8 protein-coding genes are annotated in these 11,810 nt (G+C 67.7%); 2 read left to right on the forward strand and 6 right to left on the reverse strand.

The annotated features are described in order from the left end of the window. Positions 1–13 precede the first annotated feature (13 nt). Both EKM57_RS03205 and EKM57_RS03210 read left to right on the forward strand, forming a co-directional pair. Entirely contained in the window at positions 14–880 is an 867-nt protein-coding gene (locus EKM57_RS03205) for an NAD(P)-dependent oxidoreductase (protein WP_129790990.1), read from the forward strand. Next, on the forward strand, positions 877–2,556 hold the full coding sequence (locus tag EKM57_RS03210) for an amidohydrolase (protein ID WP_206185270.1): 1,680 nt from the start codon (positions 877–879) through the stop codon (positions 2,554–2,556). Before EKM57_RS03205 ends, EKM57_RS03210 begins: the two co-directional genes overlap by 4 nt. Positions 2,557–2,642: 86 nt before the next feature. Here EKM57_RS03210 and EKM57_RS03215 read toward each other — a convergent pair whose 3' ends face one another. From EKM57_RS03215 to EKM57_RS03240, 6 genes are all read right to left on the reverse strand, one after another. Continuing rightward, positions 2,643–4,670 (reverse strand): protein-disulfide reductase DsbD, encoded by a 2,028-nt coding sequence (locus EKM57_RS03215; protein WP_129790991.1) that lies wholly within the window; start codon positions 4,668–4,670, stop codon positions 2,643–2,645. A gap of 45 nt (positions 4,671–4,715) precedes the next feature. Beyond that, positions 4,716–5,660: a right-handed parallel beta-helix repeat-containing protein gene (locus EKM57_RS03220; protein WP_129790992.1), complete on the reverse strand. Its 945-nt coding sequence runs from the start codon at positions 5,658–5,660 to the stop codon at positions 4,716–4,718. A 205-nt stretch (positions 5,661–5,865) separates the two neighbouring features. Further along, positions 5,866–8,526, reverse strand: coding sequence for a methionine synthase (metH, locus tag EKM57_RS03225; protein WP_129790993.1), 2,661 nt, complete (start codon positions 8,524–8,526; stop codon positions 5,866–5,868). Positions 8,527–8,577: 51 nt separating this feature from the next. Further along, the gene (locus EKM57_RS03230) at positions 8,578–9,624 is read right to left on the reverse strand and encodes a homocysteine S-methyltransferase family protein (protein WP_129790994.1); all 1,047 of its coding nucleotides are present in this window, start codon (positions 9,622–9,624) and stop codon (positions 8,578–8,580) included. After that, the gene (gene metF / locus EKM57_RS03235; protein WP_206185272.1) at positions 9,596–10,546 is read right to left on the reverse strand and encodes a methylenetetrahydrofolate reductase [NAD(P)H]; all 951 of its coding nucleotides are present in this window, start codon (positions 10,544–10,546) and stop codon (positions 9,596–9,598) included. Before metF ends, EKM57_RS03230 begins: the two co-directional genes overlap by 29 nt. Continuing rightward, a complete protein-coding gene (locus EKM57_RS03240) occupies positions 10,543–11,499 on the reverse strand; it encodes a metalloregulator ArsR/SmtB family transcription factor (protein ID WP_129790995.1) in 957 nt (318 codons plus the stop codon). Before EKM57_RS03240 ends, metF begins: the two co-directional genes overlap by 4 nt. Positions 11,500–11,810: the final 311 nt, after the last annotated feature.

Below are 11,810 nucleotides of genomic sequence, written 5' to 3' on the forward strand. Positions count from 1 at the left end.
ATCGCCCGGGCTTATGGCACGTATCGCATTTCTCGGACTCGGGGTCATGGGCGCACCCATGGCCCGCCATCTGGCCGCGGCCGGGCACAGCCTCACCGTCTACAATCGCAGCCCCGCGAAGGCGCGGGAGTGGGTCGACCGGCATGGCGGCGCCTCTGCCGGCAGCGCCGCCGAAGCCGCCGACGGCGCCGATGCGGTGATCGCCTGCGTCGGCGCGGACCGGGATGTCGAAGAGGTGACGACCGGCCCCCGCGGCGCATTCGAGGCAATGGCCGAAGGGGCGCTGTTCGTCGACCATACCACCGCCTCTGCCCGCCTTGCGCGCAGATTGGCGGAAGAAGGCGAAGGCCGCGGGCTCCGGGTCGTCGACGCCCCCGTCTCGGGCGGGCAGGCGGGTGCCGAGAAAGGCGCGCTGGCGGTGATGTGCGGCGGCAGCGAAAGCGCGGTCGCGGCGGCGCGACCGCTGATGGAGGCCTATTCCGCGCGGATCGTTCATGTGGGCCCGGCCGGCCACGGGCAGCTCACCAAGATGGTCAACCAGATCTGCATCGCCGGGGTGGTCCAGGGCCTCGCCGAGGCGATTCATTTCGCCAAGGCCGCCGGCCTGGATACGGCCAAGGCGTTCGAAGCCGTCTCGGGCGGCGCGGCGCAGAGCTGGCAGATGGTCAACCGCTGGGAGACGATGGAGCGCGGCGAGTTCGATTTCGGCTTCGCCGTGGACTGGATGCGCAAGGATCTCGGCCTGACCCTGGAGGAAGCCCGGGCCAACGGATCGCGCCTTCCGGTCACGGCCCTGGTCGATCAATTCTATGCCGACCTGCAGGCGATGGGCGCCGGACGGCAGGATACCAGTTCGCTGATCAGGAGATTGGAACCTTGAAGAACGCCGTCCTTCGCCCCTTCGCGGCGTTCCTTACCGCCTTCGCTCTCCTCCTCGCCGCCCCTGCATTTGCCGACGCACTGGTCGATAATGTCAACGGCTACACCCTTCGCGAGGACGGGCGGCTGCACCGCTTCACGGGAATGGTGATCGACGATGAAGGGCGCGTGAAGCAGCTCCTCTCCCGCCGCGACCGCCGGCCGGAACGGCCGCGATACCTGCTGGACGGCCGCGGTCGCACGCTGATCCCCGGTCTGATCGACGCACACGGCCATGTCATGGGGCTCGGCATGGGCGCCCTCCAGCTCGATCTCTCCGACACCAACTCGCTCGAGGAGGCGCAGCGCCGCATCGCCGAATACGCTGCCGCCAACCCGTCCCCGCGCTGGATCGTCGGCCGCGGCTGGAACCAGGAGCGCTGGGGGCTCGGCCGCTTTCCCACCGCCGCCGAGCTCGACGCCGCCGCGGGTGGGCGTCCGGTCTGGCTGGAACGGGTCGACGGCCATGCCGGCTGGGCGAGCAGCGCGGCGATGCGCGAGGCGGGAATCACGGCTGCGTCCGAGGCGCCCGCCGGCGGCCGCATCGAACGGGTCGGGGGCGCCGCCGACGGCGCCCCCAGCGGCGTCTTCGTCGACGCGGCGATGGCCCTGGTCGAGCAGGCCGTGCCGCCGCCCTTGCCGGTGCAGCGCGACCGGGCTTTCGCCCGGGCGCAGGAGATATTGCTGTCGAACGGCCTGACCGCCGTCGCCGACATGGGCACCGGCGCCGACGACTGGAACGCGATCAGGCGTGCCGGGGATGAGGGCCGGCTCCACATGCGTATCCTTTCCTATGCCTCCGGAATCGACGACCTCGTGTCGGTCGCCGGCGTCCGGCCGACCCCCTGGCTCTATGACGGACGCCTCAGGATGGTGGGCGTGAAACTCTATCTGGACGGCGCTCTGGGGTCGCGCGGCGCCTGGCTGAAGCAGCCCTATCGCGACGCGCCGGACGAGCGCGGCCTTCCGCTGGTCAGCGATACGGTGCTCAAGAATCTGATGAGCCGGGCGGCAATGGATCGGTTCCAGGTCGCGGTGCATGCGATCGGGGATGCCGCCAACGCCGAACTGCTCGCCGCGATCGAGGATCTCTCCCACACTTACGAGGGAGACCGGCGCTGGCGGATCGAGCATGCCCAGATCATCGACCCGGCCGATCTGCCCCGCTTCGCCCGCAACGGCATCATCGCCTCGATGCAGCCGGTCCACCAGACCAGTGACATGCGGATGGCCGAGGCGCGGATGGGGCTCGACCGGCTGCAGGGCGCCTATGCCTGGCGCAGCATGATCGATGCCGACGTGCCCCTCGCCTTCGGATCCGATTTTCCGGTCGAGAATCCCAATCCCTTCCACGGCCTCGCCGCGGCGATCAGCCGCGAGGACGCCAATGGCCAGCCGCCCGGAGGATGGCTGCCCCAGCAGCGGCTGACCCTCGAGCAGGCGTTCGACGCCTTCACCCGCGGTGCCGCCTTTGCCGGTTTCGCCGAGGACCGGATCGGCACGCTCGAGCCAGGACGGATGGCCGACTTCCTCTTCATCGACCGCGATATTTTCGAGCTCGCCGACCAGCGCCAGATACGCGAGACGCAGGTGCTCGAGACCTGGCTTGCGGGCCGGAAGGTGTGGGAACGGGACTAGGCGCCCGTTCCAGAATCTGTTTCCCCGCGGAAGCCGGGAATCCGGAACGGATTGCGTAGCCGGGCTCTCCGACGGCGGAACGCGCTTCACGCGCTCAACGACGTCACCCGTCCGACGGTGAGGATCTGCGGCAGGATCTCCGCCTCGCCTCCCGGCGCGTAATAGAGGTAGAGCGGCACGCCGGATCGGCCGTGGCTCTCGAGGAAGCGGCCGATGGCGGCGTCGCCCCGCGTCCAGTCGCCGACCAGGACTCGTACCCCCCGCTGCCGGAAAGCCGCTGCGACCTCGGCCTGGTCGAGGACGGCGCGCTCGTTCACCTTGCAGGTGAGGCACCAGTCTGCGGTGAAATAGACGAAGACCGGGCTCCCCGCCGCCCTCAGCTCGGCCAGGCGCGCCTCGCTGAACGGCTCGCTGGCAAGGCCGCCCTCGGCCATTACGGGCCCCGCTTCCACGGTTCGCACGAACGGCAGAGGGGCAAGCACCGCAATGAGGATCATGGCGAGCGGCAGCCAGGCGCGCGCCCGGTCCTGCCGCCGGCCGAGCCACCACAAAGCGAGCCCGAGCACCAGCGCGGCGGCGAGGCCGAGCGCCATGCCGTCGACGCCGCTCTGGCGGCCGAGGATCCAGGCCAGGCCCAGAGCCGTCAGGAACATCGGCACCGACAGGATCCGCTGGAAGCGCTCCATCCACGCGCCGGGCTTCGGCAGTCTCCGGCGCAAGGCAGGCACGAATCCGAGCAGGAGGAAGGGCAGAGCCAGGCCGAGCCCGAGGCCGGCGAAAACGGCGAGCGCCGCCCAGGTCGGCAATACGAGTGCCGCACCCAGCGCGAAACCCAGGAACGGCCCCGTGCAGGGCGTGGCAACGAAGGCGGCGAGCGCCCCGGTGAAGAAGGCGCCGCGGACGCCGCCGCCGCGCGCCAGGCCGTGGCCGCCGGCGATCGTGGGCAAGGCGAACAGCCCGGCCAGGTTCAGCGCGACCGCCGTCACCAGCAGGAGAAGCAGCAGGATCACGCGCGGATCCTGGAGCTGGAACGCCCAGCCCACCATCGCTCCCCCGGCACGCAGGGCGAGCAGCAGGCCACCGAGCAGGAGACAGATGGCGATGACGCCGCCGGCATAAGCCAGCGCCTCGCGGCGGGCGGCTGCCTCGGTCTCGCCCGCCCGGACGAGACTCAGCGCCTTGAGGCTCAGGATCGGGAAGACGCAGGGCATGACGTTCAGCAGCAACCCGCCGGCGAGGGCGCCGAGCAAGGCGAGGAGGATCGCCGGCCCGCCATCCTGCCCCGGCTCGGCCGGGGTGGTGATCGGAACCCCGGCAGCGGGCACGTCGCCGCGCTGCGCGGTCAGCGCCAGGCCGATCCCGTCGCTCGTCTCGAGCACGCCTTCGATCGACTGGATCGAAGCCGCCTGGCGGCCGACGTCGGTCTCGACGATGAGCAGGTCGCCGTTGCGCGACAGGCTCTGCGGCGCCGCGTGGCTCAGCGCCCCCAGGGTGAGCGGATAGAAATGGGGTTGGTCGAGCCGGGCCGCCGCGGGCAAAGGCACGGCGAGGCGCAGGCGCCCCCCTTCGATCGCGAAACGAGCCTCGGCGCCGAGCGGCCGCGGCAGGGCTTGCCGGTAGCGCGAGAAGGCTGGGTCGGCCTGCCCCGGCGCGCCGATACGGAGTTGCGTCGAGACCGTCGCCGTCTCGGGAACGCACAACTGGTCGGTACAGACGAGGTAATCGAGGCGCGCCTGCACCGGGACGGTATCACCGGCGGCGGCATTTTCCGGCACCTGCACCGTGGCCAGGAGCGCATAGTCCCGCTCGTACACATAGTTCATCAGCCCGAGCAAAGTCAGGCGATCGGGCACCGGATAAAGGAGCGGCCCTGCCGTCCAGCCCGCCGGCAGGCGCCATTCTGCGCGCGGCGAGTCCCCGGCGTCGCCGGGATTGAGCCAATAGCCGTGCCAGCCGGGTTCCGGCCGCATGACGAAGGCGAGCATGGCTTCGCTTCCGGGCACTACCGTCTCGGTCTCGGCCTCGAGCGAGACTTGCATTCGATTCTGCGCCTGCGCCGGAAGCGAGCACAGCAACGAAACGAGGAAAAGCAGCAGGGCCCCGGCGCGATTCATGCGCGCGCTATAGCAGCCCGTCACTTTCAAAGGAGGGTGTTCGGATCAGCGCCGTTCCAGCAGCACGATCTGCGGATCGAGGCTGTTGCCCTCGAGGCGGATATCCTCGCCGCTCGAATCGGCGACGAAGGCGGTGCGGCGCCGGAGGCCGGGCACGAGCCTGGCTTCATTGTCGGTGATCGAAAGCCCGGCCGAGCTGTTCTCGGCACCTTCGGGCGCGACCGAGATGAAGGCGCTGTAATTCTCCTTGTCGGCGCCCTGAACGAACAGGTTGCCGGCGATTGCCCCGGTCGCGCCGTGGGAGAGGTCGACCATATAGTTGGTCGCCCGCCCGGCGCTGTCGTCGAAGCTCGATTCGGTCAGTTCGATCCGGGTGCCGCGGCTCTTGAGATAATGGCCACCGGTACCGCGCTCGAACCGGCTGCGCGAGACGATCAGCGCACCGCTTCCGCTGTTGTAGATTCCATGCGAACAGCCCTGGTCCTCAGGACAGCGGCCGAGGCCGGAGAAGGTGGATCGCTCGATCCGGATTGTGCCCTGATGATCGAGCGCGACGAGGATCCCGTTCTCGCCGTTGCGGAAAAGGGATTCGCGCACGGTAAGATCGCCGGACTCGAGCCGGATCCCGGCCCCGTTCGCGTCCGGCACGCGAATATTCTGAAAGACGATCCCCTCCACCTGCGCCGCCCGGCCGCCGAGCACCAGCGCGGCTTTTCCTTCGCAGGCGAGGCCGTCGAAGAGAACGGTACCCGGGTCGCGCGCCACGAACGCGATCCGGCCGCCACGCTGCACGGCGCATTGCCGGTATCGGCCCGGAGCGATGAGGATCGTGCCCTGGCCGTCCCCGATCGAATCGACCGCATCGCCGAGCGAACCGAACGCCTCCCCGCTCTCCTGGACGACGAAAGGCGCTGCCGCCGGCTGCGCCGAGATGGGCGCCGCAATGATGATCAGGCAGGCGATCAAGGTGGTGATGACGATCCGGGTCATGCCGTGCATGTCGCGTCCGACAGCGCCGGAGTCGATGCCGGAAGAGGGTTAATCCGGCGCTGCCCCAGGACGGGACGATCATCGGCCTGACGGTTAGGACAGGCGTAGGGCCGGCTACCACCAGGATCCAGGACAATGGCCCGGACCTTTCATCGGTCCGACGTGCGTGTACCCAGTTGTCGGAGACCGGGAGCCCCGACCGCCACTAGTCCAGGTTCGGCCGCAGCCAGCGCTCGGCTTCCTCGACCGAGACTCCGCGGCGCTGAGCATAATCTTCCAGCTGGTCGCGGCCGATCCGCGCGACCCCGAAATACTGGCTGTCGCGATGCGCAAAATAGAAGCCGGACACGGCGGAGGTCGGCAGCATCGCGAAATTGTCCGTGAGGGTCACCCCGGCCGGCTCGCCTCCAAGCATCCGGAACAGCGCCGGCTTGAGGCTGTGGTCCGGACAGGCGGGATAGCCAGGCGCCGGCCGGATACCGGTATATTTCTCCCGGATCAGCTGCTCATTGGTGAAATGCTCGTCCGGCGCATAGCCCCAGATGCTGTCGCGGACATGGGCGTGCAGCACCTCGGCGAAGCTCTCGGCGAGCCGGTCGGCGAGCGCCTTCAGCAGGATGTCCGAATAATCGTCATTCTCGGCCTTGAACTGCGCCAGATGCGGATCGAGCCCGTGAATGGCGACCGCGAAGCCCCCGATCCAGTCCTCGCCGTCAGGATCGATGAAGTCGGCCAGGCACATATTCGCCCGCCCTTCCCTCTTCTTCACCTGCTGGCGAAGGAAAGGCAGGCGGGTCCAGTCGTTGCCGGCCAGGACGAGCACGTCGTCGCCTTCGCGCCGGCAGCGCCACAGCCCGACCGTGCCCTTCGGGACCACCCAATGCTCCGCGATCATCCGGTCGAGCATCGCCTCGGCGTCCCTGAACAGCGAACGCGCGCTCTCGCCGACCACCGGATCGTCGAGGATGGCGGGATAATTGCCGGCAAGCTCCCAGGCGCGGAAGAATGGCGTCCAGTCGATCTGCGCACGCAGTTCGCGAAGAGGCCACTCGCCGAAATTGTGCACGCCCGGACGCTCCGGCGGACGCGCCTTGCCTTCCGGATCGAAGACGAATCCGTTGGCCCGCGCTTCGGCAAGGCCGGACAGCACGTTCTGTCCCGCGCGCGCTCGTGCCGTCCGGATGTCTTCATAATCCTGGCGCGTCCGCTCGACGAGCGGCACGCGCTGGGTGTCCGACACCAGCGAGGAAGCGACGCCGACGGCGCGGCTGGCGTCGAGGACGTGGATGACGGGCCCTTCATAAGCCGGCTCGATGCGCAGGGCGGTGTGGACCTTGCTCGTGGTCGCCCCGCCGATCAGCAGAGGCAAGGTAAGGTTCTCGCGCTGCATCTCGGTCGCGACCGTCACCATCTCGTCGAGCGAGGGGGTGATCAGGCCGGAAAGCCCGATCATGTCGGCCTTGTTGTCGTTGGCGGCCTTGAGGATGTCCTGCCAGGGCACCATCACGCCGAGATCGACTACCTCGAAGCCGTTGCACTGCAGCACGACTCCGACGATGTTCTTGCCGATATCGTGAACGTCGCCCTTGACGGTGGCCATGACGATCCGTCCCTTGCCCTGGGTGGACCCATTCAGTTCCTTCTCGGCCTCGATGAAGGGGATGAGGTGGGCGACGGCCTTCTTCATCACTCGCGCCGACTTGACCACCTGAGGCAGGAACATCTTGCCCGATCCGAACAGGTCGCCGACCACGTTCATGCCGTCCATCAGCGGCCCCTCGATCACCTCGATGGGGCGGGCGGCGATCAGCCGGGCCTCCTCGGCATCCTCGACCACGTGCGAGTCGATGCCCTTGACCAAAGCGTGCTCGAGCCGCTTCGCCACGGGCCAGCCGCGCCACTCGGCCTCTTCCTTCTCGCGCGCCGGATCGCTGCCGTGAAATTTCTCGGCTAGCGTCACCAGCCGCTCGGTGGCGTCCCCCCCGGCCTTTGGGCGCCGGTCGAGGATGACGTCCTCGCAGGCCTCGCGCAGCTCGGGGTCGATCGCGTCGTAGACATCGAGCTGCCCGGCATTGACGATCGCCATGTCCAGCCCGGCCGGGATCGCGTGATAGAGGAAGATCGAGTGCATGGCCCGGCGCACCGGCTCGTTGCCGCGGAACGAGAAACTGAGGTTCGAAAGGCCGCCCGACAGGTGGACATGGGGGCAACGCGCCTTGATCTCCCGACAGGCCTCGATGAAGTCGAGCGCGTAGCGACGATGCTCGTCGATCCCGGTGGCGACGGCGAAGATGTTCGGATCGAAGATGATGTCCTCGGGCGGAAAGCCCTCGGCGACGAGCAGCTTGTAGGCGCGCTCGCAAATCTCGACCTTGCGCGCCTTCGTATCCGCCTGGCCGGTCTCGTCGAAGGCCATGACGACCACGGCCGCGCCATAGTCGCGGACCTTTCGGGCGAGGCGCAGGAACTCCTGCTCCCCTTCCTTCATGCTGATCGAATTGACGATCGGCTTGCCCGAGACGCACTTGAGGCCCGCCTCGATCACCGACCATTTCGAGCTGTCTATCATGATCGGCACGCGGGCAATGTCGGGCTCGGCGGCGATCAGCTTCAGGAAGGTGGTCATGGCCTCCTCGGCGTCGAGCAGGCCTTCGTCCATGTTGACGTCGATCACCTGGGCGCCGTTCTCGACCTGCTGGCGCGCTACCTCCACCGCGGCGGCATAGTCGCCGGCCATGATCAGTTTCTTGAACTTGGCCGATCCGGTGACGTTGGTGCGCTCGCCGATATTGACGAAGGTGGCCGAGGAAAGAGCCGGCGACGGCTCCGCGAAATCGTTCGGTTCGATATTGGCGGTCGTGGCCATGGGATGTGGAAAATTCCTGAAGGTTCCGGTGGAGTGGAGCGGACCGCCCGATCAGGCGGCGAGGATCATCGGCTCGATGCCGGCGAGCATGGTGCGGCGCTCGGGTGTCGGAATCGTGCGCGGCGCATGATTCTTCAGCACTTCCGCGATCGCCCGGATATGCTCGGGCGTGGTCCCGCAGCAGCCGCCGACGATGTTGACGATCCCTTGCTCGGCCCAGCTCCTCACCTGGGCTGCGGTCGTCTCGGCGACTTCGTCATACTCGCCCAGGTCGTTGGGCAGGCCGGCATTGGGATAGGCCATCACCAAAGTGTCGGCGATCCCCGACAGCGCAGCGACGTGGGCTCGAAGCTGGGCCGCGCCGAACGAGCAGTTGAGGCCGACGGTGAGCGGCCGCGCATGACGCACGGAGGCCCAGAAGGCCTCGATCGAATGGCCAGAGAGATTGCGCCCGGACAGATCCGTGATCGTCATCGACAGCATGATCGGCAAATCGCGGCCGAGCGATGCCCCGGCCCGATGCGCCGCGTGAACCGCCGCCTTGGCGTTCAGCGTGTCGAACACGGTCTCGATCAGGACGAAATCGGCGCCGCCTTCGACCAGCGCCTCGATCTGCTCGACATAGACGTCCGAGACGGTGTCGAAATCGACTTCGCGATAGCCGGGATCGTTGACGTTCGGAGACAAAGAGAGGGTCTTGTTCGTCGGCCCGAGCGCGCCCGCGACCCAGCGGCGGCGGCCGTCGCGCGCCTCGGCCTCCTCGGCCACTTCGCGGATGATGCGGGCGGCGGCGCGGTTGATGTCGGCGACGAGGGACTCGGCGCCGTAATCGGCCTGGCTGATGCGATTGGCGTTGAAACTGTTGGTCGCCAATATATCGGCGCCGGCGTCGGCGAAGCTGCGGGCGATCTCGCGCACGGTCTCGGGCCGCGTGAGGTTCAGAAGGTCGTTATTGCCCTTCTGGTCGCGGTCCAGCCCTAGCGTGCCTCGATATTCGGACTCGTTCAGCCGCCGACGCTGGATCTCGGTACCATAAGCGCCATCCTTGACCAGGATCCGGCGGGCGGCTTCAGCCCTGAGCTGCTCGGCGGCTGTCATGATTCTCGCTCCCTAGGATACGTGGGCGAAGGCCGAGCAGATGGCATATCGCGTAGCTCAGCTCGGCACGGTTCAACGTGAAGAAATGAAAGTGGCGCACGCCGCCGGCATAGAGCTGCGCGCACAATTCGGCAGCGACGGTCGCCGCCACCAATTGTCGGGCGGCCGGCAGATCGTCCAGCCCCTCGAACAGCCGATCCATCCAGAGCGGGATCCCGGCACCGCAGGCGGAGGCGAACTTGCGGGTCTGCGCCACATTGGAGACCGGGAGAATCCCCGGGACGATCTCCGCCTCGATACCCATCGCCGCCGCGACGTCCCGAAAGCGAAGGAAGGCGTCCGGCGAGAAGAAGAATTGGGTGATCGCCCGGTCGGCACCGGCGTCGAACTTGCGCTTCAGATTGTCGAGATCGGCGCGCTTGGTGATCGATTCGGGGTGCGTCTCCGGATAGGCCGCAACCGAAATCTCGAACGGCGCCACGGCCTTCAGGCCAGCCACCAGTTCGGCGGCGCTGGCATAGCCGCCCGGCACCGGCTCGAAGCGCCCGCCCGGCTCTGCAGGGTCGCCGCGCAGGGCGACGACGTGCCGGACTCCGGCTTCCCAATAAGCGCGGGCGACCTCGTCTATTTCCTCTCGCGTGGCGCCGACGCAGGTCAGGTGGGCGGCTGGCGTGAGGTCGGTCTCGCGCACCAGCCGCTCGACCGTGGCGTGGGTGCGTTCACGGGTGGAGCCGCCGGCGCCGTAGGTGACGGAGACGAAGCGTGGGCGGAGCGGCGCCAGCGTTTCGATCGAATCCCAGAGCGTAGCCTCCATCTTGTCCGTCTTCGGCGGGAAGAATTCGAAGCTCACCTCGATATCTCCGGCCGCATCCTCGAACATGGCCTTGCCGAACGGCGAGAGGGGATAAGCGACAGGGCTCATGCGACCACCTTCAGACGGGATGACGGGCGCACGCCCAGCCACAGTGTGACGGTAAGCTCGCCGCCCTCGAGATGCTCGACGACCCGGCCTTCGAGGCCCGCTTCGGAGAAATATTTGAGCACCGCCTCGTCCGCGAAGCCGAGGCGGACATGGGCGTCGCGGCTGCGCAGGTCCTCACGCTCGTGCGGAGCGAAATCCACGACCAGCAGCCGCCCGCCCGGACCGATGACGCGGGCCGCCTCGGCGATCGCGGCGGCCGGATTCTGCGCATAATGCAGCACCTGGTGGAGGATCACCGTGTCCGACGATCCGCTCGGCAACGGCAGCGCATACATGTCGCCCTGGCGCAGCTCGACCGCCTCGAGACCGGCCTGCGCCAGCTTCACGCGGGCGAGCCGGAGCATTTCGGGCGAGCGGTCGATGCCGAGCGACTGGGTGGCGGCCGGCCCGAACAGCTCGATCATGCGTCCCGTGCCGGTACCGATGTCCGCCAGTCGGCCGATAGGCTGGTCGCCGAGTGCCCGGGCGATCGCCGCTTCGACCTCGCTCTCGGCGACGTGGAGCGATCGCAGCGCATCCCACTCCTCGGCATGGCCGGCAAAGTAGCGTTCGGCCGCCGCGGCGCGATCGGCACGGACCGCCGCAAGACGGGCGGCATCCGCCGCGAACCAGGGATTCTCTCCATGGGTGCCGGCCCAGTCGTCCAGCAAGGCGAAAAGCGGCTCGACCAGGGCCGACGCACCGAGGCTGACGAAGACCCAGCTGCCTTCCTTGCGCCGCTCGGCGAGCCCCGCATCGATCAGGATCTTAACGTGGCGGGAGACGCGTGGCTGGCTCTGTCCCAGGACCTGGGCGACCTCTCCGACCGAAAGCTCCATGGCCCGCAACAGCATCAGGATGCGCAACCGGGTCGGATCCGCCAGCGAGGCGAAGATCTTGGAGGCGGGAATCATATATGCGGATATAAAGATATCTTTATATGCGTCAAGTAAGTCCCGCAATATTGCTTCAGATACGTGAAAACCATGTTTTCACAAGAAGATGCAGGGGCTGTCCCGCTTTGCCAACCGTAGCGGTAGAGATACGCTGGACAGCAGCGGCGGCTTCCCATAAAACGGCCGCTTCGTCGTCTGCCGGGGGACGGGTCCACAGGCTCGTTCGGCGCGGCGAAGAATGAATGATTCTCCTCGCAACTATGAAGGAAACTCACGTGAAGAAGATTGCTCTCGCTCTCGTCGCCGCCTCGGCCTTCGGCCTGGCTGCC

The sequence above is a fragment of the Sphingosinicella sp. CPCC 101087 genome (assembly GCF_004151485.1).
GTDB lineage: Bacteria > Pseudomonadota > Alphaproteobacteria > Sphingomonadales > Sphingomonadaceae > Allosphingosinicella.